The sequence below is a fragment of the Enterococcus faecium genome, from assembly GCF_029023785.1.
Lineage (GTDB): Bacteria > Bacillota > Bacilli > Lactobacillales > Enterococcaceae > Enterococcus_B > Enterococcus_B faecium.
In genome coordinates this window covers 2147894-2171729 of sequence record NZ_CP118955.1, presented here as the reverse complement: position 1 = coordinate 2171729, position 23836 = coordinate 2147894, and the positions used below count along the sequence as shown (strand labels likewise).

The 23836-nt window shown below is 38.5% G+C and carries 25 protein-coding genes, 1 pseudogene and 1 other annotated feature; of the genes and pseudogenes, 19 read left to right on the top strand and 7 right to left on the bottom strand.

Features of this window, described 5'->3' with window-relative positions:
* Positions 1 to 10 precede the first annotated feature (10 nt).
* Positions 11 to 514: a QueT transporter family protein gene (locus PYW34_RS10600; protein WP_002294548.1), complete on the top strand. Its 504-nt coding sequence runs from the start codon at positions 11 to 13 to the stop codon at positions 512 to 514.
* 55 nt (positions 515 to 569) lie between these two features.
* Here PYW34_RS10600 and cbpA read toward each other — a convergent pair whose 3' ends face one another.
* A complete protein-coding gene (gene cbpA / locus PYW34_RS10595) occupies positions 570 to 1214 on the bottom strand; it encodes a cyclic di-AMP binding protein CbpA (protein ID WP_002294577.1) in 645 nt (214 codons plus the stop codon).
* Positions 1215 to 1375: 161 nt separating this feature from the next.
* Here cbpA and rpmG point away from each other — a divergent pair, with 161 nt between their 5' ends.
* The 5 genes and pseudogenes from rpmG to PYW34_RS10570 all read left to right on the top strand — a co-directional run bounded on the left by rpmG (position 1376) and on the right by PYW34_RS10570 (position 4524).
* Positions 1376 to 1528 carry a 50S ribosomal protein L33 gene (gene rpmG / locus PYW34_RS10590; protein WP_002294578.1) on the top strand — a complete coding sequence of 51 codons (153 nt, stop codon included), beginning with the start codon at positions 1376 to 1378 and terminating at the stop codon, positions 1526 to 1528.
* 23 nt (positions 1529 to 1551) lie between these two features.
* Positions 1552 to 1722 (top strand): preprotein translocase subunit SecE, encoded by a 171-nt coding sequence (gene secE / locus PYW34_RS10585; RefSeq protein ID WP_002294579.1) that lies wholly within the window; start codon positions 1552 to 1554, stop codon positions 1720 to 1722.
* 100 nt (positions 1723 to 1822) lie between these two features.
* Positions 1823 to 2368: a transcription termination/antitermination protein NusG gene (gene nusG, locus PYW34_RS10580; protein WP_002294580.1), complete on the top strand. Its 546-nt coding sequence runs from the start codon at positions 1823 to 1825 to the stop codon at positions 2366 to 2368.
* Positions 2369 to 2444: 76 nt separating this feature from the next.
* Positions 2445 to 3332, top strand: coding sequence for an alpha/beta fold hydrolase (locus tag PYW34_RS10575; protein ID WP_002294581.1), 888 nt, complete (start codon positions 2445 to 2447; stop codon positions 3330 to 3332).
* A gap of 91 nt (positions 3333 to 3423) precedes the next feature.
* Positions 3424 to 4524: pseudogene (locus PYW34_RS10570) on the top strand (lactate oxidase).
* 90 nt (positions 4525 to 4614) lie between these two features.
* Here the strand turns inward: PYW34_RS10570 and sdaAA are convergent.
* The gene (gene sdaAA, locus PYW34_RS10565; RefSeq protein WP_002294584.1) at positions 4615 to 5487 is read right to left on the bottom strand and encodes an L-serine ammonia-lyase, iron-sulfur-dependent, subunit alpha; all 873 of its coding nucleotides are present in this window, start codon (positions 5485 to 5487) and stop codon (positions 4615 to 4617) included.
* Positions 5488 to 5499: 12 nt separating this feature from the next.
* Positions 5500 to 6168 carry an L-serine ammonia-lyase, iron-sulfur-dependent subunit beta gene (gene sdaAB / locus PYW34_RS10560; RefSeq protein WP_002294585.1) on the bottom strand — a complete coding sequence of 223 codons (669 nt, stop codon included), beginning with the start codon at positions 6166 to 6168 and terminating at the stop codon, positions 5500 to 5502.
* Between the two features lie 342 nt (positions 6169 to 6510).
* Between sdaAB and rplK the strand changes: the two genes are divergently transcribed.
* The 6 genes from rplK to PYW34_RS10530 all read left to right on the top strand — a co-directional run bounded on the left by rplK (position 6511) and on the right by PYW34_RS10530 (position 11139).
* Entirely contained in the window at positions 6511 to 6933 is a 423-nt protein-coding gene (gene rplK / locus PYW34_RS10555) for a 50S ribosomal protein L11 (RefSeq protein ID WP_002291638.1), read from the top strand.
* 103 nt (positions 6934 to 7036) lie between these two features.
* Positions 7037 to 7726 (top strand): 50S ribosomal protein L1, encoded by a 690-nt coding sequence (gene rplA / locus PYW34_RS10550; RefSeq protein WP_002294587.1) that lies wholly within the window; start codon positions 7037 to 7039, stop codon positions 7724 to 7726.
* A 78-nt stretch (positions 7727 to 7804) separates the two neighbouring features.
* Positions 7805 to 7932 (top strand) — a sequence feature (ribosomal protein L10 leader region).
* Positions 7933 to 8135: 203 nt separating this feature from the next.
* Complete coding sequence (gene rplJ, locus PYW34_RS10545; protein ID WP_002291634.1) at positions 8136 to 8639, top strand: 50S ribosomal protein L10; 504 nt, start codon at positions 8136 to 8138, stop codon at positions 8637 to 8639.
* A 52-nt stretch (positions 8640 to 8691) separates the two neighbouring features.
* Complete coding sequence (rplL, locus tag PYW34_RS10540; protein WP_002294588.1) at positions 8692 to 9060, top strand: 50S ribosomal protein L7/L12; 369 nt, start codon at positions 8692 to 8694, stop codon at positions 9058 to 9060.
* 105 nt (positions 9061 to 9165) lie between these two features.
* On the top strand, positions 9166 to 9855 hold the full coding sequence (locus PYW34_RS10535) for a TVP38/TMEM64 family protein (RefSeq protein WP_002294589.1): 690 nt from the start codon (positions 9166 to 9168) through the stop codon (positions 9853 to 9855).
* 81 nt (positions 9856 to 9936) lie between these two features.
* Positions 9937 to 11139 carry an MFS transporter gene (locus PYW34_RS10530; RefSeq protein WP_002303471.1) on the top strand — a complete coding sequence of 401 codons (1203 nt, stop codon included), beginning with the start codon at positions 9937 to 9939 and terminating at the stop codon, positions 11137 to 11139.
* 190 nt (positions 11140 to 11329) lie between these two features.
* Here the strand turns inward: PYW34_RS10530 and PYW34_RS10525 are convergent, their stop codons facing one another.
* Positions 11330 to 12862, bottom strand: a complete 1533-nt coding sequence (locus tag PYW34_RS10525) for an ABC-F family ATP-binding cassette domain-containing protein (RefSeq protein WP_002290558.1) — start codon at positions 12860 to 12862, stop codon at positions 11330 to 11332.
* Positions 12863 to 13095: 233 nt separating this feature from the next.
* Between PYW34_RS10525 and nagB the strand changes: the two genes are divergently transcribed.
* The 3 genes from nagB (at position 13096) to PYW34_RS10510 (ending at position 16212) form a co-directional block, all read left to right on the top strand.
* Entirely contained in the window at positions 13096 to 13797 is a 702-nt protein-coding gene (gene nagB / locus PYW34_RS10520; RefSeq protein WP_002287787.1) for a glucosamine-6-phosphate deaminase, read from the top strand.
* Between the two features lie 253 nt (positions 13798 to 14050).
* On the top strand, positions 14051 to 14764 hold the full coding sequence (locus PYW34_RS10515) for an MgtC/SapB family protein (protein ID WP_002287788.1): 714 nt from the start codon (positions 14051 to 14053) through the stop codon (positions 14762 to 14764).
* A gap of 308 nt (positions 14765 to 15072) precedes the next feature.
* Positions 15073 to 16212, top strand: a complete 1140-nt coding sequence (locus PYW34_RS10510; protein WP_002294593.1) for an AI-2E family transporter — start codon at positions 15073 to 15075, stop codon at positions 16210 to 16212.
* 88 nt (positions 16213 to 16300) lie between these two features.
* Here PYW34_RS10510 and nrdF read toward each other — a convergent pair whose 3' ends face one another.
* From nrdF to nrdH, 3 genes are all read right to left on the bottom strand, one after another.
* The gene (gene nrdF, locus PYW34_RS10505; protein WP_002287792.1) at positions 16301 to 17266 is read right to left on the bottom strand and encodes a class 1b ribonucleoside-diphosphate reductase subunit beta; all 966 of its coding nucleotides are present in this window, start codon (positions 17264 to 17266) and stop codon (positions 16301 to 16303) included.
* Between the two features lie 49 nt (positions 17267 to 17315).
* Positions 17316 to 19475 carry a class 1b ribonucleoside-diphosphate reductase subunit alpha gene (nrdE, locus tag PYW34_RS10500; RefSeq protein ID WP_002333174.1) on the bottom strand — a complete coding sequence of 720 codons (2160 nt, stop codon included), beginning with the start codon at positions 19473 to 19475 and terminating at the stop codon, positions 17316 to 17318.
* Positions 19476 to 19633: 158 nt separating this feature from the next.
* Positions 19634 to 19858 (bottom strand): glutaredoxin-like protein NrdH, encoded by a 225-nt coding sequence (nrdH, locus tag PYW34_RS10495; RefSeq protein ID WP_002287795.1) that lies wholly within the window; start codon positions 19856 to 19858, stop codon positions 19634 to 19636.
* 400 nt (positions 19859 to 20258) lie between these two features.
* Here nrdH and PYW34_RS10490 point away from each other — a divergent pair, with 400 nt between their 5' ends.
* From PYW34_RS10490 to PYW34_RS10475, 4 genes are all read left to right on the top strand, one after another.
* Positions 20259 to 20732 carry a FeoA family protein gene (locus tag PYW34_RS10490; RefSeq protein ID WP_002287797.1) on the top strand — a complete coding sequence of 158 codons (474 nt, stop codon included), beginning with the start codon at positions 20259 to 20261 and terminating at the stop codon, positions 20730 to 20732.
* Positions 20729 to 22861 (top strand): ferrous iron transport protein B, encoded by a 2133-nt coding sequence (feoB, locus tag PYW34_RS10485; protein ID WP_002287799.1) that lies wholly within the window; start codon positions 20729 to 20731, stop codon positions 22859 to 22861. The genes PYW34_RS10490 and feoB overlap by 4 nt, the downstream gene beginning before the upstream one ends.
* A 1-nt stretch (position 22862) precedes the next feature.
* Complete coding sequence (locus PYW34_RS10480) at positions 22863 to 22997, top strand: hypothetical protein (RefSeq protein WP_002290587.1); 135 nt, start codon at positions 22863 to 22865, stop codon at positions 22995 to 22997.
* Between the two features lie 93 nt (positions 22998 to 23090).
* The gene (locus tag PYW34_RS10475) at positions 23091 to 23735 is read left to right on the top strand and encodes a GntR family transcriptional regulator (protein WP_002287801.1); all 645 of its coding nucleotides are present in this window, start codon (positions 23091 to 23093) and stop codon (positions 23733 to 23735) included.
* Positions 23736 to 23836 lie beyond the last annotated feature (101 nt).

Here is a 23836-nt window from a genome sequence, read left to right as displayed (position 1 = left end):
AGGAGAGAAAATGCAAAAAACGAAAAGCAGACAACGGTTATCCGTAATCGTTGTAAATGGCATCATCATGGCTCTTTATCTAGCGTTAACTATTTTAGTTGCGCCTGTATCCTCAGGGCCGATCCAGTTTCGTATTTCAGAAAGTTTGAATCATTTAGTTGTCTTTAACCGTAAATTGCTTTGGGGAGTTTTAGGCGGGGTCATCGTCTATAATGCCTTCTTTGGTTTTGGTATCATGGATGTGGTTTTTGGTGGCGGCCAAACATTGCTTTCTTTAGGCCTGACAGCTTTATTGCAAAACAAAGTGAAAAATGTAAAGATGCGTTTAGTATTGAACACGATCTTCTTTACCATCAGCATGGGACTGATTGCTTATATGTTAGTTCCAACAGGTGGCCAAGCATTTTGGACAACCTATGGCACGCTTGCATTAAGTGAGTTTATCGTCATGGCTGTTTCAGCACCATTGATGTATTATTTAGATCGCGCGCTTGATTTTGAAAAGCGTGTCTAATTATAAAAAGCGAAAAAAGAAAGCAGATTAGCTGTTTTCTTTTTTCGCTTTTTGATTATGCTTCTTGGTTTTGCAAATTTTCAATTTCTACCACTTTATAATTCTTTTTCTCTAAGTGGTTGACGATCGTTTCACATACTTTCGCTTCAGTGTTAGCCGGTAGCGTGATCAATGTACGTCGAATGTATTCGTCTTTTTCGATATCAAGAGTAATACAGCTGGCAATGCTGCTGTGTTTTGAAATGATTTTTGCAATAGCAGCCAAATCTCCTTGCTTTCCTGTGGAAGCAATTGTCAGTACATAGCTTCCTTGTTCTACGCTCCAAGATTGAGAGAGCATATTAAGCAACGTACTATGTGTCAAAATACCATAAAAATGATTTTCACTGTCAAGGACAGCAATATAAGGAAGCTCTTTGATCGTAAAGAATACTTTGAAGAAAGAAGTATCCAGGTAAATGAACTTTGTAGCGTTTTTCAAAAGATGAGTGACAGGAAGCGTCATATCACCGCCATTTGCTTTATGACGATAGATATGCATTTTGTAAATGTTTCCACGGAAAATATTACCTGAAGAATCTAAGATCGGCACACAACGGTATCCGGAAGTTTCTAAAATTTTTAATGCTTCTTCTAATGTACTAGTCTCTGTAACGGTTGTCAGATCTTTTTTCTTATATACAAGTGTTTTTAATAGCATCGCTATACCTCCAATTGTCTCATTTTAGCTTAATTTCAAATTAATCATATCATAATTTTATCCAAAACAATAGATAGTTTATTTCACAAATTGACAAGTAAAAAGTTACGTGATACTGTTATGAAGTATAAGTCTGATTCTCAGCAAGGGGGCAGAAGTAAATGGCAAAGAAAAAAGCAGCACTCGCTTGTTCCGTTTGTGGGTCTCGCAACTACACAAAATCAGTCAGTGAAGGAAAAAGCGGCGAACGTTTGGAAATCAATAAGTTTTGTAAATATTGTAATCAATATACATTACATAAAGAAACGAAATAAACAGTAGCAAGGGAGGTTGTCTCATGAAATTTCTAAAAAGCGTAAAAGATGAAATCAAACAAGTAACTTGGCCAAGCAGAAAACAACTCCGTAAAGATACGTTAGTAGTCATCGAAACTTCTATTATTTTCGGATTGATGTTTTACGTAATGGATACAGCCATCCAAAGCTTATTTGGCTGGATTTTAAAATAACTCGCTAGCCACAACGTACTTTTAGTGCTATAATGAAGCGAAAGAAAAACTTCGGGTGTACTGAGGTTTTTTTATTTTACAATGAAATGAGGAGCCTTCAATGGAATCTTTTGAAAAAAACTGGTATGTCTTGCATACATATTCAGGATATGAAAACAAAGTAAAAGCAAATATCGAATCTCGTGCGCAAAGTATGAAAATGGCCGACTTTATTTTCCGTGTCGTTGTTCCTGAAGAAAAAGAAACTGAAGTCAAAAATGGGAAAGAAAAAGAAATCGTTCATAAAACATTCCCAGGATACGTACTTGTTGAAATGATCATGACAGACGCTTCATGGTATGTTGTCCGCAACACACCTGGTGTGACAGGATTCGTTGGTTCACACGGAGCCGGAAGCAAACCAGCACCATTACTTCCAGAAGAAGTCAATCATATCTTGCGTTCTATCGGTATGAGCCTGCGACAAAATGATCTAGAAGTAGAAGTTGGCGAAGTCGTGAAAATCATCGAAGGCGCATTTGCTGGATTAGAAGGACAAGTAACAGAAGTTGACGGAGAAAAAGAAAAATTGAAAGTCAACATCGATATGTTTGGACGTGAAACCAGTACAGAACTTGATTTCGATCAAGTAGATAAAATCGATTAATAAAGAGACTTGAAATGTCGATCATATGATTGGCCTTTCAAGTCTTTCTTTTTTCTATATGGAAAGGAAGAGGTGTATGACAGAACCAATCAAAAATTTATGCAAACGTGCAACTGCAGCAGCTTTAGTCCTTATCAGTTTGTTTGCGTTAAGTGGTTGCCAGACGACGAAGATAAATACTACTGAAGTTTCTGATAAAGAAAAAACGGCAGAATCCAGTAAAGTGATAGAAAAAACCACTATTCCAACACTTTTTTTCCACGGCTACAGCGGGACAGAAAATTCCTTTAAAGGGATGTTGCGGCGTTTGGAAAAAAATCAGCAAGCAGTAAAAGAATTGGTTTTAACAGTAGGAACAGATGGACAAATACAAGCAACAGGAGATTTGTCTGGAAAAGCAGACAATCCGATGGTCCAAGTATTGTTTGAAGATAATAAAAATAACGAGTGGAATCAAGCAGAATGGATCAAAACTTGTCTTTTGTATCTGAAAGAAAACTACGGCATAGATAAAGTCAACATAGTGGGGCATTCCATGGGAGGAGTTAGTGCACTACGCTATTTAGGAACGTATGGACAGGATACGTCATTGCCACAAGTTCAGACATTAACAGCAATTGGCGCGCCTTTTAATGATTTTGTCGATGATAGTGCGCAGTCTCTGACAGATGAGTTAGCAAAGGGGCCTGCTGTCGTTTCTAACCGCTATCAAGATTACCAGCAAATGATCGGTAATATTCCTATAACCACTCGATTTTTCTTGATTGCTGGTCAACTAGATGAAACAGACTTGAGTGATGGAACAGTACCGTTAAACAGTGCATTAGCGGTCTATGCGTTGTTGAAGCAACGCGGAAATGAAATAGAGGAAAAAGTAGTGACAGGTGAAAATGCCTCTCATAGTATGCTTCATGAAAACCAAGAAGTAGATCAGCTTGTAAGTCGATTTATTTGGAAAGAATAGCGATAAAAGTATCTGAGAGTAAATGTTTGCTTACTTTTTGTAAGTTTAGTATGATTTATATGTAATCAAGAAGATGAAAGAAGGATCTACTATGACTTATCATACAAGTAATGAAGAACATCCAATCGATATTGTAAACATTGCCTAACTAGAAGGTCGTGTAAAAGAGCGCATGGAAGCAGGAGCTTTTGGCTATATTCGCGGTGGTTCTGAAGATGAGTGGACGATGAAAGAAAATACGACTTCTTTTAATACAAAGAAAATCATGCCACGGATATTACGCGGAATCGACTCAGCCGATTTGCATACATCTGTTTTCGGAATTGAATTAGATACACCGATTATCCAAGCGCCATCAGCGGCCCAAGGATTGGCACATGAAAAAGGGGAAGCTGATACAGCTAAAGGAGTAGCTGCTGCTGGATCAATCTTTTCCATCAGCACTTATGCAAATACGACAATCAAAGACGCAGCCGATGCAGCGCCAGGCGCACCGCAGTTTTTCCAATTATATATGAGTAAAGACGACAGATTCAATGAGTTCATTTTGAACAAAGCAGTAGAAGCAGGGGCTAAAGCTATCATTTTAACGGCAGATTCAACGCTCGGTGGTTACCGTGAAGAAGACGTCATCAATCAATTCCAATTTCCATTACCAATGCCTAACTTAGCTGCGTATAGCGAACAAAGTGCAAGTGGTAATGGCGAAGGAAAAGGAATCGCAGAAATTTATGCAGCTGCAAAACAAGGCTTGACACCAGATGACATCAAAACAATCAAAGAAATCACCCATCTTCCAGTTATCGTAAAAGGAATACAATCGCCAGAAGATGCAGTAATCGCTATCTCTGCAGGGGCAGATGGTATCTGGGTATCCAATCATGGTGGACGTCAACTAGATGGAGGTCCTGCGTCCTTTGAAGTATTGCCAAAAATTGCCGAAGTAGTCAACAAACGTGTACCAGTGATTTTCGACTCTGGTGTCCGTCGAGGAGAGCATGTCTTCAAAGCTCTGGCAAGTGGTGCTGACTTAGTTGCGATTGGCCGACCAGTGATTTATGGGTTGAATCTAGGTGGGGCAGAAGGAGTAACATCTGTTTTTGAACACCTGAACAAAGAATTGTCGATCACGATGCAACTTGCAGGAACAAAAACGATCGATGAAGTAAAAAATACGAAATTGATGGATTAATAAAAAACGAAGAGAAGGGCAATTAGTCCTCTCTTCGTTTTTTGTTATGAAGATAACTAATCTCTTAATACTCGAAATTAAGGAGCTTTATCACGCCCTCTTATTTAAAATCTCTTCCGCAAGTCGTTTAGCAGTTGGCGTAACAGCTAAGCCACCTTCTGCTGTTTCTTTGAAAATCGACGGCATTTGACGTCCGACTTGGTACATTGCAGCAACGACTTCATCCGGCGGAATGACACTTTCGATACCCGCTAATGCCATATCAGCAGAGATAAAAGCTTGAGAAGAGCCTAAAGCATTACGTTTGACACACGGGACTTCAACTAAGCCTGCAACGGGATCGCAAATCAGTCCCATCATATTTTTCAATGTAATGGCTACTGCTTGTGCTGCTTGATGAGGAGTCCCATTTTTTGCACAAACCAAAGCTGCTGCTGCCATTGCACTTGCAGAACCAACTTCTGCTTGACATCCCCCTTCTGCACCACTGATAGAAGCGTTGTTTGCGATGACTAACCCGAAAGCGCCAGCGGTAAATAAGAATTCCAATTGCTGTTCATGTGTCAAATCAAGCCGATCTCGGACAGCCATCAGCACACCAGGAACAACACCCGCGCTTCCGGCAGTCGGTGTAGCACAAATCAACCCCATTTTTGCATTGACTTCATTAACAGCTACAGCATTGCGTACAGCTTTTAAGATTGTTTCTCCACTTAAAAAGTCTGCCTCATTTAAATAATCATCTAATTTTTTTGCATCACCACCGGTAATTCCTGTGACGGAGGTAACACCTTCTTTTCCCTCGTTGATTGATTGTTCCATTACTGAGAGGTTTTTTTCCATGATCTCGATGATGTGACTACGGGAACGGCCACTCATTTCCATTTCAACTGCAATCATCAATTCTGCTACACTTGGATAAGCTTTTGCTTGATCTACTAATTCTTCAATCGATAAAAACATTTTTTTAGCTCCTTAATCGAAATAATTTACGCTGTCGATATTTGGCAGCTGTTTGAGTCTTTTTACCGTTTCTTCTACTTGAGGATCATCTACTTCAATTATCATAATGGCATTTTCACCTTTTGATTCCCGTGTCACTGTCATAGTGCCGATATTCGTATTGGTCTCAGAAAGTATACTAGTCACTTTAGCAATCATACCTGGAACATCTTGGTGGACAACGATCAAGGTAGGAGTACCCATGCTTAAAGAAATTTTGAATCCATTCAATTCAGAAATCTGGATATTGCCACCGCCGATCGAAATGCCAGTGACTGAAAGCTTTCGTGTTCCTTTTTTTAGAAGCATCTTTACAGAGTTTGGATGTTCGGCTTTTTCACTCTTAGGAACAAACAAGACTTCCATACCGGCTTCATATGCCAATTTCAAAGAATCAGCTAAACGTTCATCATCGGGTTCCATCCCTAACAGGCCGCCAACTAATGCAATATCTGTTCCGTGCCCCCGATAGGTTTTTGCAAATGATTCATATAGATAAATATCTACAGAATCAGGCTGTTCGCCAAATATACTACGTATGATTTTCCCGATTCTAGCAGCTCCGGCAGTGTGAGAGCTACTTGGACCAATCATCACAGGTCCAATAATATCAAAGACACTTCTATACCTTAAATCTTTCATTTTCTCCACCTCATTTTGTTATGTAGGAATCTTTGTACAAGGGTCTAAAAAACCGTGTTATTGTTTGCTTTCATCTGTTGAACCATGCTAGCGCAAGTGTAACATAAAAGAAGAAATGAGAACGAAAAATTGTTGTTTTTTTAGAATAAATTTAGCGTTTATTCAAGCAAAATGTAAAAATAGCAGAAAAAAATCTTGAAAAAACAAATAAATTTGCTATACTGTACCAGTGTGCATTGTTTTGCACATTATTTGTCTGGATTTTTTCAGATCAGATAAAACGTGGGAGGAGAAATATGCATCTCCAATTAACCACATCACGGACTTAAGGAGGTATGTCTCGTGGCAAAGAAAGTAGAAAAAATCGTTAAATTGCAAATTCCTGCAGGTAAAGCAACTCCAGCTCCACCAGTAGGTCCTGCACTAGGTCAAGCGGGTATCAATATCATGGGATTCACAAAAGAATTCAACGCTCGTACAGCTGATCAAGCAGGTTTGATCATTCCGGTTGTTATTTCTGTATACGAAGACCGTTCATTCACATTCGTTACAAAAACACCGCCAGCTGCTGTTCTATTGAAAAAAGCAGCTAAAATCGAAAAAGGTTCAGGCGAACCAAACAAAAATAAAGTTGCGAAAGTTTCTAGCGATCAAGTAAGAGAAATCGCTGAATTAAAAATGGAAGACCTAAACGCAGCTAACGTTGAAGCAGCAATGCGCATGGTTGAAGGAACTGCACGAAGCATGGGGATCACTGTAGAATAATCTATACACCCTAAGACAGCAGCTTCTCAGTTGGCTCTATATTGAAAGATATAGAACACGTGGGAGGTACAACCGTTATAACCACAATCAAGGAGGAACCAAAATGGCTAAAAAGAGCAAAAAAATGCAAGATGCATTAAAAAAAGTTGATTCAAGTAAAGTTTATCCTGTTGCCGAAGCAGTAGCTTTAGCAAAAGAAACAAACATTGCAAAATTTGATGCAACAGTTGAAGTTGCATACCGTTTGAACGTAGACCCTAAAAAAGCAGACCAACAAATCCGTGGTGCTGTTGTATTACCAAACGGAACTGGTAAAACACAAACTGTTTTAGTTTTTGCTAAAGGAGACAAAGCAAAAGAAGCTGAAGCAGCTGGTGCAGATTTCGTAGGTGACGACGACATGGTTCAAAAAATCCAAAACGGATGGTTTGACTTTGATGTAGTTGTTGCAACACCTGATATGATGGCTACTGTAGGTCGTCTAGGACGAGTATTAGGACCAAAAGGCTTAATGCCAAACCCTAAAACTGGTACAGTTACAATGGACGTAACAAAAGCAGTAAACGAAGTGAAAGCTGGTAAAGTAACTTACCGTGTGGACAAAGCTGGAAATATCCATGTACCAATCGGAAAAGTTTCATTTGACGATGAAAAATTAGTTGAAAACTTTGCAGCAATCCATGATGTATTGCTAAAAGCTAAACCATCAGCAGCTAAAGGTCAATACATGAAAAATGTAACGATCACAACAACATTTGGACCTGGTATCCATGTTGACCAAGCTTCTTTCTAATTAAATATTAGAATGTTGATTGATCCAACTGAAAAATAATTCTTGACTCAACTAGTTTAGCATGCTAAGCTAGTTGAGGTTAATAATTAACTTGTACCGAAGACAGTAGGTGGCATCAAGCCTTAATTTCCTACCGAGGACGTTTATTGAATATATTCAATAGTCCCTCTATGTCTGCGGTGGCATAGAGTTTTTTATTGTGAATCACTATGAACGAAGTGAAGAGATGATGAACAATACTGGTTGAGCAAAGCGAAAGGAGTTTCCTTTCGAGCAAAGCGAGTAGAATCACTATGAACGAAGTGAATAGGTGATGAATAATACTGGTTGAGCAAAGTAACTATAAAAGTGACTTGCCTTTTCAGTGCAAAAAACTCTTCCATCAAAATTCAGGAGGTGAAACTCAAAAATGAGTGAAGCAATTATCGCAAAAAAAGCAGCAATCGTTGATGAAGTAAGCGAAAAATTTACAGCAGCTGCATCAGTAGTAGTCGTTGACTACCGCGGATTAACAGTTGATGAAGTAACACGTTTACGTAAACAACTTCGTGATGCTAACGTAGAAATGAAAGTTATCAAAAATTCTATTCTTTCACGTGCAGCTAAAAAAGCTGGCCTTGAAGGCATGGACGAAGTATTCACTGGACCTACAGCTGTTGCATTCAGTAACGAAGATGTAGTCGCACCAGCGAAAATCATGGACGAATTTGCTAAAGAAGCAAAAGCATTAGAAATCAAAGGCGGTATCATCGAAGGTAAAGTCTCTTCATTGGAAGAAATCACAGCATTGGCAAAATTGCCAAATCGCGAAGGACTTCTATCTATGTTGCTATCTGTACTACAAGCGCCAGTCCGCAACGTGGCTTACGCTGTCAAAGCAGTGGCAGACAAAGAAGATGGAGATGCAGCTTAATTGCCGCATAAAGCATTAAATAAAAAAGAACAATTAAACGGAGGAAATTATAATGGCATTGAACATTGAAAACATCGTTGCTGAGTTAAAAGAAGCAACTATCCTAGAACTTAACGACCTAGTTAAAGCTATTGAAGAAGAATTTGGCGTATCTGCTGCTGCTCCTGTAGCTGTAGCTGCTGCTGGTGGCGCTGCTGCTGCTGAAGAACAAACAGAATTCACTGTAGAATTAACTGCAGCTGGAGACCAAAAAGTTAAAGTTATCAAAGCAGTTCGTGAAGCAACTGGTTTAGGCTTGAAAGAAGCTAAAGCTGTAGTTGATGGCGCTCCTGCACCAGTTAAAGAAGGCGTATCTAAAGAAGAAGCTGAAGAATTGAAAGCTAAACTTGAAGAAGTTGGCGCATCTGTAACTGTTAAATAATTTTTACTATTTAAAAGCACTGAGATCCTATGTTGGATTTCGGTGCTTTTTTGTTTTTATGTTAAACTATTATTTAATGAATATAGATTTTTTTCAGGAGGAAATATGAAAAAGAAAATAATCCGATTGATATTGATCTCGTTGGGAATCATTCTGATACTGGTAGTGGGCTATCGGTTGTATTTAGAATATCAGACAGACATCCAATTATTTTTAAATCCGAGAGCGAGTAAGGCAGAGCTACTCGCACATATTCGTTCGCATGGGACTTTTGCATCGATACTCTTGATCGTATTGACAGCGGTGATGTGTGCTGTTCCAGGTATTCCTACTTCAGTAGTTGGAGTCATTGCTGGTTTGAGCTTTGGACCACTGACAGGTGCGATCATCAACATTTTGGGTAATGCTCTTGGTAACATCACTGCAATTTTCCTTATGCATCGCTTAAAATTTTTAGATAAGAAAACCGAAACGAATCATTGGGTGCAAGCAATCCGACAAATGAAACATCCAAAAATAGGTGTAATGTTAGGCTATATGATACCGGTTATTCCATCTTCTATGGTCAATTTTGCTGCAGATGCGATGAAATTGCCTCTACAGCAAATCATATTGTCGATCGTGATTGGAGTCATCCCTTCGTCTGTGTTGTATGCGTGTGGTGGAGAAGCTCTGTTTCACGGATATAACAAAACTGCAGTCACGTTGGTTGCAAGTGTTACTGTGCTAGTAGGGTTAGTTGTCTTCATTTATAAAGATCGCAAGAAAAAACAAGGAAAACAAAAGCACAAATAATAAGTGTGGCGAATAGTTGTATTTTTCTATTTCCAATCTTTTCCATAAGTTGTAAACTAAGATAGGAAATGGGGGAAATCAATGAAGAGTAATGAAAAAAAACCTTTAACAACTTCGCTTATTTTACTATTATCAATCACTTGTGGCGTTGTTGTTGCCAATATGTATTACATCCAGCCGATTGGAACAAAAGTAGCAGCTAGTTTATCTGTTAGCACAAGTGCAGTCGGGATATTGACGATGTTGACCCAATTAGGCTATGCGTTAGGGTTACTGTTTTTAGTTCCTTTAGGGGACGTGGTGGATCGTCCAAAATTGATCATTCGAATGGCAGCGTTATCTGCCGTCTCTCTGTTGGCCGCTTTTTTTGCGCCTTCGTTTACGTTATTTGCATGCGCTTCTTTTTTAATAGGATTACTTTCGATCGTGCCGCAAATCATCATTCCTTACGGTGCGGTACTAGCGGGACCAAAAGCAAGAGGGAAGGTCATGGGTACATTGCTTAGCGGTTTACTCGTGGGGATTTTGCTTTCTCGGACGGTATCTGGTATTGTTGCCAGTCTTTTTTCTTGGCGGATGATCTATTTATTTGCTTTATGTGCAGTCGGAATTCTTACACTTCTGCTTTACTGGAAAATGCCGCGTTCTGTCCAGCAAAGTAGTACAGCTGTTTCATACCTTGATTCACTTAAAAGTTTGCCGCATTTAGTTGCTTCTCAACGTCTATTAAGAGAAGCGGCAGTCAGTGGATTTTTCATGTTTGGAACATTTTCGATCTTTTGGTCTACGTTGATTTTTTATATCAGCAGTCCCGCCTACAATTGGGGAACATTCGAAGCAGGGATATTAGCGATTTTTGGTTTGTCTGGAGCAGTTGCTGCACCTATCGTGGGACGACTGGCAGATTCTTATTCTGAAAGAAAAATCGTGTATATGGGACTTGTTATGCAAACAATAAGCTTTATTGCTTTATTGGTTGGCGGAAGCCATTTGGCCATTTTGCTTTTAGCTATTATTTTATTAGACGTCGGGAATCAATTTGGTCAAGTCGCCAATCAAACACGAGTACAAGGGCTAGGTGAAGCAGCAAGCAACCGAAATAATACTGTATTTATGTTTATGTACTTTATTGGAGGTGCGGCTGGTTCATTGCTAGGGACGACAATGTGGCAGCAGTATGGCTGGTTAGGTGTAACGGTTAGCGGGCTTGTTTTTCAAGGATGTGCGTTCTTCTTTCAAACAGTTGTTTTTAAAGGAAAGAGAAATCTCGAAAATAAAAAATAGACGAAAAGAGGTTGTGAAAAGCTGTTCTGCATCAAGTAATAAGAATAGCCAAATAAAAATAGCTCCTCATATTTTGCCGTTTTTTGAGCTAATACCGAAGGTCAGCTAATTGGCCACCATTTATTCAGAAGAAGGAGTTGTGACAAAACTTTTGTCACAGCTCCTTTTTTTCAACTATTCAATCAAACGTTTATTTTGGTTCAATCTCAATGACTCGTTGCACAAGATCTTGATAAAATTCTTGTTCATGAGAGACGATGATTACTGTTCCTGGAAATTTCTGTATCCCGTCTTGTAAGCTTTCTTTCGTTTCTTGATCGATATGGTTCGTCGGTTCATCGAGAATCAGTAAATTACCTTGGTTCATTGTCAACTGTGCAAGTTTCACCTTAGTTTGTTCCCCACCACTTAATGTAGTGAGAGGTTCACTTGCTAATTGATTAACTAACCCTGCTTTAGCTAGTTGGCGACGTAATTCTTTGATAGTCGCTTTTGGAAATTGACTGCTTAAATATTGTAGTGGTGTTTCTAATGGATTTTCCCAGTACAGATCTTGTGAAAAGTAATTGATTTTTGTGTTATCTGGGAAGTGGAAATCGCCACTTATTTTTTCAATCTCACCGATCAGTGTTTTTAATAAAGTAGATTTTCCAATCCCGTTGAAGCCTCGAATGGCAATATTTTCACCAAAGCGGATGGTCAAATTGATGGGTGCAAGTAGCGGTCGATCATATCCGATGACTAAATCAGTTGTTTCCACTGCTAATGTCGTGACAATAGGCGAGAATGGAAAATCAAAGACAGCTTTACTTGCTGAAGCTGGAGGCGTCAGCCGTTCGATTTTATCTAATTGTTTTTGTCGGCTTTTTGCCATCGTTGATCGGGAACCGGCTTTGTATTTTCGAATATAAGCTTCGGTCTTTTCGATTTGTTTTTGTTGAGCATGATATTGGCGCAAATAGCTTTCGCGATTTTGTTCCTTTTGTTTCAATGCTTGTTTTAGATGGCCAGTATACTTAGTAATCTTTCCAAACTCGATGTCTGCGATATGGGTGGTGATCTGATCAAGAAATTCTTGGTCATGGGAAATCACGATATACGCACCGTCAAAATCCTGAAGAAACTGCGTCAGCCATTGGATATGCTGATCATCTAAGTGATTGGTTGGTTCATCTAAGATCAGAACATCTGGGTTTTCTAAAAGTAGTTTTGCTAAAATCACCTTTGAACGTTGTCCACCACTTAGATTTTTCAACAGTGAATCTAAACCTAAGACATCGATCCCCAACCCGCTGCTCATCTCAGCAACTAAGGTGTCGATTTGATAAAACACTCCTTGGTCTAATTCCGTTTGGAGTTTCCCAGCTTTTTCCAGCAAGGAATCATCGAAGGTCTCGCTATATGTTTGGTAAAGAAAAGCAATTTTTTCTTCCTTTTCGTATTCTTTTGCGTACGCAGTTTTTAGAAATTCTTCGATTGTTAATGTTTCATCGACTTCCACATATTGATCGAGGTAACCTTTGTGAATATTTTTTTGCCAATGGATCTGTCCGTCATCTGGTAAGATCTCACCAGTGATGATTTTAATCAATGTACTTTTACCGGCTCCGTTTTGTCCAATCAGCCCAAGATGTTCGCCAGCATTTAATTGCAGATCGACACCTTCATAGAGGATTTTGTCGCCAAATTGCTGGGTAATGTTGTTTAATGTCAGTATACTCATAATAACTCCTTTTTCATAAAAAAACTGCAGACATAAAGCGTCCACAGTGAATCACTTGCTTGGTTTTCATGCAACATGGATTGTTTGATTGAACCATCTTATGAAACCTAACACGGATTCCTATTTATTGTCAAGAAAATGAAAAAAATGCAATTTGGTCTATACTAATTATTGTAAAAAGAAAAAAAGAATGCTATAATTGGGCTATACCAAAATATAAAGGAGCAATCACTATGGAAATCATTCGTGTAAAAAACGCTGAAGAAGGCGGAAAAAAAGCATTTGAAATCATCAAAGAAGGTATGAACAAAGGTGCAAAAGTATTAGGATTGGCAACAGGAAGCACACCAGTTACTTTATATAAAGAAATGACTTCAAGCGATTTGGATTTCAGTGAAATGACTTCTGTAAACTTAGATGAGTACGTTGGACTAGGCGGTTCAGATGAACAAAGCTACCGTCATTTCATGGATGTCCAATTATTTGATAAAAAACCATTCAAAGAAACGTTTGTACCAGATGGAAAAGCAGAAGATCTGGAAGCAGCATGCAAAAAGTATGATCAAATCATCGATGCACATCCAATCGATATCCAAATCTTAGGAATCGGGCAAAATGGACATATCGGTTTCAATGAACCTGGTGCTTCATTTGACGGAACGACTTCAGTAGTTGACTTAACAGAATCAACAATCAATGCAAACAAACGATTCTTCGATAAAGCAGAAGATGTACCAACAAAAGCTGTTTCAATGGGAATCGGTTCAATTATGAAAAGTAAAGAAATCGTCTTGATGGCATTTGGCGAAAGCAAAGCTGATGCAATCAAAGGGATGATTGAAGGACCTGTAACGAATCATTTGCCAGCAAGTGTATTGCAAAATCACGACAATGTTGTTGTGATCATCGATGAAGAAGCAGCAAGTAAGTTGTAATTTTCAATAGTAGGCTAAAGAGGTTGTGAAATCAGCGTTTTGACCTGAGTATTAGAGAAGACAAAGGAAAAATAGCTCCCCATATTTTGCCGTTTGTTGAGTAATACCGAGGGTCAGCTGATTGAACACCGTTTATTCATAAAAAGGACTATGACAAAAATTTTGTCACAGTCCTTTTTTCGTAAGAGGTAAAAATTGCACTTTTTTTGTCTGCTCCTTTCAGACATGATATATTGGACTGGAGGGTGTTTAGATGAATGATATGGTATTGACAATTCCAGAGATTATTTTACGTTTAGGGATCGCTATGCTATTTGGCGGAGCAATCGGTTTTGAACGACAATATAAAAATCGTCCAGCAGGTATGCGTACGCATATTTTAGTTTGTATGGGAGCATGTATCATTGCATTGATCCAAGTTGAGATCGCTAGTGGTGCATTAAGAGATGCTTTAGAGTATCCACAGCTTGCTGGAACGATTCGTTCAGATGAAGCAAGGCTGATTGCTCAAGTGGTGAGTGGTGTCGGTTTCTTAGGCGCGGGAACGATCATCGTCACGAAACAATCGGTGACGGGACTTACGACTGCCGCTTCTTTATGGGCAATTGCTGGATTAGGGATCGCCATCGGCATGGGTTACTATTCCATTGCGATCATCAGTTTTATCGGGATTGCTATTGCACTCACAGTAGTGAAACGCGTGATCCATGTACCTACGACTAAAAAGTTAGAAATCCAATTTATCCATAGAAAAGAAACCAAAGATTTTCTTACCGATTATTTTGAAGAGAAAAATATCGTAATCGAAGATGTGAATTTTGACGTAAAATTCGTTGATGACTACCGAGTGTACAAAAATATCTATACGATTGATCTTCCAAAAGGGCTCACTTATGCCGATGTGATCGAGGAGTTGTCCGTACACAAAAATATCACAAAGTTGCATTTAGTCAGTATTGCGCAATAAATGATCTGAGGTTGTAAAATAGATGTCCTACATCAAGTAATAAGCCCAGCCAAATAAAAATAGTTCCTTATATTTTTCGTTTGGCTGGGCTTATTACGAAGATGCAAGCTTTTGAACACCGTTTATTTGGAAAAAGGGACTGCAGTATAATTTTTGTCACTACTCCAAACCGTGTTTTTGTTTAAGTACTCGTCTACTCATTAAAATATGTTTATTTTTTTTGTTTTTTTTAAGCAAATGAAAATCTCAGCGCGTAACTCTTTGTTAAATGATAGAATAGAAGTATCAAAGGACCTTGGAGGAGATGTATGCAATCACGTTTTAAACAATCAAAATTATTTTTCTGGACAGTGGAGCTAGTACTCACGATCATCGGCGTGTACTTTATTTTACAAATGCCGAATATTTTTAGTCCAATATTGAAAATGCTTTCGGCAGTTTTTTTACCATTGCTTGTTGCTGGTTTTATCTATTATATGTTCGATCCAATCGTTGTTTTTCTCGAAAAGCATCGGATCCCGAGAGTGTTCGGTTTTTTATTGACGTTTTTGGTCGTAATCATTTTAGTTGTTTTAACTGTCATGAATGTAGTGCCTCAGTTAATGGAACAGACAATTCAATTGACCCAGAGCTTGCCAATGTATGCAGATGAAACAAGCAAATGGTTAAATGAATTGGCGCAGCGGGAAGAGTTTAAAAATTTCAATTTGGAAGAACAATTAGCATCAGCAAATTTATCTCTTAGTAATTTGTTCAATATCATATTAGTCAGTTTATCTGCAAGTGTCTCAAAAATCATTTCATTTATGATGCAATTTTTTATTTTGTTATTTACCGTTCCATTTATTTTGCTATTTATGTTCAAGGATGGGCACAAATTTATTGATGCGTTGTCTCACTTCTTTCCGAAAGCGATTCGTAAAGAGTTACGCCAAACGGTAAAAGAATTAAACGAAACATTATCTGCCTATATCAGCAGTACGATCTTAGATGCTTTGATTATTGGTGTAATGAGCTTTTTGGCAATGAGAATATTCGATCAGCCTTATAGCTTGTTGCTTGCGGTCATTTGCGGAATCACGAATATTATCCCGTATGTCGGCCCTTTTATTGGAGCGGTACCAGCAATCATTGTCGGTTTGTTTATCTCTCCATTTCAAGCTTTGTATATGGCGTTGTCGATTTTAGTGATCCAACAATTAGATGGAAATTTGATCAAGCCGTTGTTATTTGGGAAATCAATGAATATCCATCCTTTGACGATCATCTTGGTATTGATTGGAGCAGGAAGTGTCGCAGGAATATTAGGCATGCTGATTTGCATACCTGTCTATGCAGTGATTAAGACGATAATATTAAATATCCGGAAAATCTATTTATTGAGAAGAATGGAACATGTTTCGGAAAAGTTAGACAGTCCAAAAGTGCTGGAAGAAACAAGTGAATAAGCATAAAAAAGAGTTCAGTGTACATTTAAAATATCTGTACGCTAAACTCTTTTTATTTTTCGAAAAATTTTTGAATTAAAATAAATCCTTATTCCAATCCAATCAAATAATCGTCGTCTTTCATCGCTTCTACATGACCTAACAAATAGCCGTTTCCGACTTGTGAGAAGAAGTCATGGTTGCTTGTGCCTGTTGAAATCCCGTTCATTACGATTGGGTTGACATCATTGGCAGTATCTGGAAAGAGTGGATCCATCCCTAGGTTCATCAATGCTTTGTTGGCATTATAGCGTAGGAATGTCTTGACTTCTTCTGTCCAGCCGATTGGATCGTATAATTCTTCTGTATAACGTTCTTCGTTTTCGTAAAGCTCATAAAGAAGATTGTACATCCAGTCTTTTAACGTTTCTTGTTCTGCTTCAGGTAACTCGTTGAATCCTAATTGGAATTTGTAACCGATGTAGGTTCCATGTACAGATTCATCTCGGATGATTAGTTTGATGATCTCTGCTACGTTAGCCAATTTGTTGTTTCCTAAATAATAAAGAGGAGTATAAAAACCTGAATAGAACAAGAATGTTTCTAAAAAGACGCTGGCAATTTTCTTTTCTAGCGGTGTACCGTGTTTGTAGATTTCATTGATACGCTCAGCTTTTTTTTGCAGATAAGGATTCGTATTTGTCCAGTCAAAAATTTCTTCGATTTCTTTTTTCGTATTCAGTGTACTAAAAATAGAAGAATAACTTTTGGCATGAACGGATTCCATGAATTGAATATTGTTCAAAACGGCTTCTTCATGGGGAGTGCGGACATCTTTACGCAACTGATCCATGCCACTTTCAGATTGGACAGTATCTAGCAGTGTCAAACCGCCAAATACATGTCCTACTGTATCTTTTTCCAATTGAGACAATGTACGCCAATCATCTAGGTCATTTGAAAGTGGGATACGTGTATCTAGCCAAAATTGCTCTGTCAGCTTCTCCCAAGTGGATTTATCAATGATATCTTCAATTTCATTCCAGTTTATTGCTTCATAATATGTTTCTGACATGAGAATGCTCCTTTAATTAAAATATGAATAAGCGAATCTATCTATGATATTAGATCACGCAGCTTTCACATTGATTGCTTCCGATTTCTTCTGCATCATCAGTAAAGGTACGTACGTAATAAATGGATTTGATTCCTTTGTGGAAAGCGTAATGTCTTAAAATATTCAAATCACGTGTCGTTTGCTTCGTTGTTGTCTTCCATTCATAAATGCCTTCTGGGATTTCAGAACGCATGAATAAAGTCAAACTCATGCCTTGATCGACGTGTTGTTGTGCCGTTGCATAAACATCGATTACTTTACGCATGTCCATATCATAAGCAGAAGTGTAATACGGAATCGTCTCATTGGATAGATAAGGCGCTGGGTAATAAATTTTACCGATTTTCTTCTCTTGGCGTTCTTCGATCATGCGAGTGATAGGATGAATACTTGCACTCGTATCGTTGATATATGAAATTGAGCCATTTGGTGCTACTGCCAAGCGATTTTGATGATACAGTCCATCTTTCATTACTGCTTGTTTCAAAGCATTCCAATCTTCAGCAGTTGGGATAAAAATGCCTTCAAACAATGCTTTGACTTTTTCTGATTTTGGCTGGAATTCTCCAGTTACGTATTTTTCGAAATAAGTGCCGTCAGCATAAGCTGATTTTTCAAAATTATGGAAAACTTGTTTTCTTTCACGAGCGATATTGTTGCTTTCAACAAGTGTCCAATAATTCAACAGCATGAAGTAAATATTTGTAAAGTCTAATGAATCCTCTGAGCCATATTCCATTTGTTCTTTTGCAAGATAAGTGTGTAAGCCCATGGCACCTAATCCAATCGTATGATTCAGCTTATTTCCGTTTTGGATCGGTGGTACGACATCGATATCAGATGCATCTGTAATAAATGTCAATGCACGAGTCATCGTACGCACAGATTGACCAAAGTTAGGGCTTTGCATCAAATTCACGATATTTGTCGAGCCTAAGTTACATGAGATATCCGTTCCTAATACTTCATATTCCTGTTTGCCGTTAATCACAGAAGGCGTTTGAACTTGTAAAATCTCTGAACATAAATTACTCATGATGATCTTGCCATCGATTGGATTCTCGCGGTTCGCTGTATCAATATTGATTACGTAAGGATAGCCAGATTCTTGTTGTAATTTTGAGATTTCATTTTCAAGATCACGCGCTTTGATTTTTTGTTTGCGAATGTTTGGATTTGCAACTAGATGATCATACTCAGCTGTAATATTTACATAAGAGAATGGGACACCATATTCTTTTTCGACACTATATGGACTAAATAAATACATATCTTCGTTTTTACGTGTCAATTCATAAAATTTATCAGGTACGATCACGCCAAGAGAAAGAGTTTTTACGCGAATCTTTTCATCTGCATTTTCTTTTTTTGCTGAAAGGAAAGCAATAATGTCTGGATGGAAAACGTTCAAATAAACCACGCCAGCTCCTTGACGCTGACCTAATTGATTAGAATAGCTGAAACTATCTTCGAATAATTTCATGACTGGAACGACACCACTTGCAGCACCCTCATATCCTTTGATAGGAGCGCCGGCTTCACGAAGATTTGATAAAGTAATCCCTACGCCGCCACCAATACGGGACAATTGCAAAGCAGAGTTGATTGAGCGCCCGATAGAGTTCATATCGTCAGTGACTTGAGTCAAGAAACAAGACACCAATTCGCCCCGACGTTTACGTCCAGCATTCAAGAAAGAAGGTGTAGCTGGCTGATATCGTTGATGGATCATTTCGTCTGCAAGAGCAAGTGCTAATTCTTCATCCCCGTTCGCAAAGTAAAGCGCATTGAAGGCTACTCGATCTTCATAAGTTTCCAGATAAGCGGAACCGTCGTTGGTTTTCAACGCATATTGAGAATAAAATTTGTAAGCAGCCATAAAAGATTTGAAAGAAAAATGTTGCTCGTCCAAAAATTGATATAGCTTTTCAATAAATGATGGTGAATACAATTGAATGAATTCTGCTTCTATATATTCTTGATCGATCAAGTAATTGATTTTTTCCATAATAGATAGAAAAGTCATCGTATTTGGTTTGACATTTTCCTCAAAAAAGGCAACTAAAGCTTCTTTATCCTTATTCAAAGGGATTTGACCATTGACTGGCCGATTGATTTCATTATTCAGCTTGAAATAACTGACATCTTGTAAATTTTTAAGACTCATACGTACGCCCAACCTTCATTTCGTATTTGATGATGCTTGATTGCAAATCATTGCATTGTTTTTAAGCTTTAAAAAAGGATTTGGAAGTTTGCGACAAAAACTGGTGCTGTCTCAAGCCCTTCAAATCCATGTATCACGTTTTGATTCTTTTAGTCATGTTAGCTGGCAAGTTTACGCAACTGATCAGGACGGAATCCGATAACTGTTTCTGCATCAGAAGTAATGACAGGAACACTTTGGAATCCTTGTGCTTTCAACCAGTCTACTGCTTCAGGCTGTTCATCGATATTGACTTCTTCAAAAGCAATTTGATTTTCTGTTAAAAACCGTTTGACCATCTTACATTGCATACAATTATTTTTAGAAAAGATTTTTACGTTCATGGTGAGTGCCTCCTCTAACACATTCTTATTATCTATAATAGATAGTATAAAACTCTTAGTAAAAAAGTCAAACAACAAACACTACATATTGTGTTGTGGAAACTGTGGAATACTAAGTTTTGTGTTTTTGAAAAAAGAGCTGAAAACAAGTATCGTGTGGGAAAATAGCAAATTTAATAGAGAAAAAATTGTGGAAAACTATGAAGAAATATTTTTTTCTCATTTTTATCTATCAATACTAAAGATTCGCTCATAATATCACAAGTATAATTGACATTCTCAATTACCGAGAGTATTCTATGTGAGAATGATTCTCATTTATTTGCGTAACACGTAAGAAAATTAGAACATATAATGAATGATTTTAATACATGATTTATTTCACAAGAGAGGAATCAATATGCAGACCTTAGCGCAGGCAAAGCAGAATTTCGTTTATCAAGTCGAACGAATCGAAACAGAAGAAAAAACAAAACGCCATTTGCAAAATATCGGGATCGTTGCCGGAAGTAAAATCGTCGTCGTCAATTTATCAGGCAACAATGCCATTTTACTGGTAAAAAGTCATCGAGTGGCAGTAAGTCGGGAAATACTAGGTCAAATCTTTGTCAATAAAAAGACTGCTTCCTCTGAAAGCTGGACTTCTCTTGATCAATTAAAAGCAGGAGAGACTGGGATCGTCGTAGCAATCCACGGACAAGGCGCAGTGAAGCGACGGTTAATGGATATGGGATTGACGCGAAATGTAAAAATAGTTATCCGAAAACTAGCCCCTCTGGGAGATCCAATCGAACTGACAGTGCGAGGGTATGAACTGACGTTACGAAAGTCAGAGGCCGAACTAATCTTGATACAAAGGGAGGAAAAAGAATGAATATCGCGTTAGTCGGAAATCCAAACAGCGGGAAAACTAGCTTGTTCAATCTCTTGACTGGTTCGAATCAATATGTAGGGAATTGGCCGGGCGTAACAGTAGAAAAAAAAGAAGGATCGTTGAAAAAAAATCCGAACATTCATATTCAGGACCTACCCGGCATCTATTCTTTGTCTCCTTATACACCAGAAGAAGTGATTGCAAGAGATTATTTGGTTCAGGAACAGCCTGAACTGATCATCAACATTATTGATGCTACCAATTTAGAACGAAATCTTTATTTAACTACGCAGTTATTGGATTTAGACATTCCTATGATCATTGGTCTGAATATGATGGATGTCATCAAAAAAGAAGGAAAAAAAATCAATCTAGAAAAGCTTTCCTATGGTCTTGGTGTACCAGTTTTACCAATCAGCGTATTGAAAAAGCAAGGAATCGAAAAACTAATCGAAAAGATTCAGGAGTCTGCAAAAAAGCGGCCTTCTATTCCTGTTCCCTGTACATATGATCCACGTTTAGAAGCAGCTTTACATGAAATTGAAGATGTACTAGGAGAACAAAGCGGCAAGAAACGCTGGTATGCAATGAAATATTTTGAACGAGATCAGAAGGTAAGAGAGGATTACGAGATAGCAGTTTCTCAGCAAAAAGAGATCGAGCAACTGATCCAGTTAACAGAGAAACTATTGGACGACGATAGTGAGACGATTCTGGTCAATGAACGTTATGAATTTATTACCCAACTATGTACACTCTGTGTTGTGTCAAATGATTCTTTCCAATTATCGATGAGTGACAAAATCGATCAGATTGCAACGAATCGTTGGTTAGCCTTGCCGATCTTCGCATTTGTGATGTGGCTGATCTATTATCTGGCTATTCAAACAGTAGGAACAATGGGGACAGATTGGATCAATGACACATTGTTTGGTACATGGTTACCAGAACATGTTGGCAGATTGTTAGCTGAATGGCAAGTAGCGGGATGGATGCAGGAGCTGATCTTGAACGGCATCATCGCAGGCGTGGGAGCAGTGTTAGGATTTCTACCGCAATTGATTATATTGTTTTTATGCTTGAGCTTTCTGGAAGACTGCGGATATATGGCGAGGATCGCTTTTGTCATGGATCGACTTTTCAGGAAATTCGGTCTTTCAGGAAAATCCTTCATTCCTATGCTGATTGCTACAGGATGTGGAGTGCCAGGCGTCATGGCCAGTCGCACGATTGAAAACGAGCAAGATCGTCGTTTGACGATCATGGTCACAACCTTCATGCCTTGTTCTGCAAAGTTGCCGATTATTGCCTTAGTAGCAGGGGCCTTTTTTCCTCATCAATCTTGGGTAGCTCCTTCTGCCTATTTTCTTGGTATGACTGCAATTATTTTCTCTGGAATCAGCTTGAAAAAAACACGTTTGTTTGCTGGAGATACAGCTCCTTTTATCATGGAATTGCCCGCATATCATTTTCCTCAATGGTCAGCGGTCCTAAGACAAACCTATGACCGCAGCAAGTCTTTTGTTAAAAAAGCAGGAACGATTATCTTTGTTTCTAGTATCGTGATCTGGTTCAGCTCTTCTTATAATTTTTATGCTCAACCTGTTTCTGAAGACCAAAGTATCTTAGCCTTTTTCGGGCGAATCCTGGCAGTTGTTTTTCAGCCGCTTGGTTGGGGAAACTGGCAAGGAACAGTCGCAGCGATTACAGGATTGGTCGCTAAAGAAAATATTATTGGCACATTTGGTATTTTGTTTGGTCATGCGGAAGTATCCGAAAATGGCAGAGAAATCTGGCAAGTGCTACAACACACATATACTCCCGCAGCAGCTTATTCATTGTTAGCCTTCAATTTACTTTGTGCGCCTTGTTTTGCGGCAATTGGGGCTATCCATCGGGAAATGAATGCCAAGAAATGGACTTGGATCGCCATAGGCTATCAATGCGGTTTAGCTTATTTAGTTAGTTTTGTGATTTATCAGTTGGGACACTTATTGGAGGGTGGACAGGTAGCGTTAGGGACGTATCTTGCTATTTTACTGATGATAGGACTCGTTTATGTTTTGTTCCGTCAGCCAAAATCCAAGAACCAGTTTTATACTATATTGTCATTAGAAGGAGAGGAATAGGATGGCGACATTCTTATTAAGTGTGTTAATCTTTGGAAGTGCAGGCGCAATTGTCTATACTCGTTTAAAATCCGGTAAGAATTGTGATGACTGTCAAACAGCTTGCCCAGTAAAAAAGGAACAGATCAAGCGATGATCAGTCGTTGCAAGAGGCTATTCTCCCCTTTTTTGCTTATTTTGCTAGAGCATAGTAAGATGAGGGAAAGTAAAAAAAGAAAGAGGAAAGAAAATGTCTGGAAAGAAAAAAATCGTCCGCCCGCGCTACCAGCAGATTGCTGTTGATTTAGCCGAACGTATCGTTGAAAACCGATATAAAGTGGGTGAGAAGATCCATGCCCGCTCAACACTTGCCAGTACGTACAATGCTTCTCCTGAGACTACCCGCAAGGCTATCAATGTGCTGGTAGATCTTGGAATCATGGAAGTACGGCATGGAAGTGGGGCATTTGTTGCTTCGAAGGAAAAAGCAAAAGATTTCCTATTGCAATATCAAGATGTACAATCCATCCAAGATACAAAAGCAGAAATCATGGCAAGTGTGGAGAAGCAACAAGATGAGCTGAATCATTTTTCTCAATTATTGGATCAGCTGGTCAATCAAACGAAGCGAATACATAAGATGAATCCTTTACTTCCGTTTGAATTATCTTTATCAGAAAAAGCAATGCATCTGGACCGTTCAATTAGCGAGTTGAATATCTGGCAGGCGACTGGCGCCACAGTTATCGCAATTTCTCATAATGAAGAACTGCTTGTTTCACCTGGCCCCTATGCTAAATTTACGGCAGGGGACATCGTTCATTTTATTGGAAATGAATATACACTACAGCGTATGACAAACTTTTTTTACCCGGAGCATCAGCTTGCAGAATGATTGTGTGAAATATTAAAAAAATATTAACTTGGCTAAACCTTTTATTTACAAAGATTTAGCCAAGTTTTTTTCAGTTTGGACAAGCAAATTTCTTTCATTTT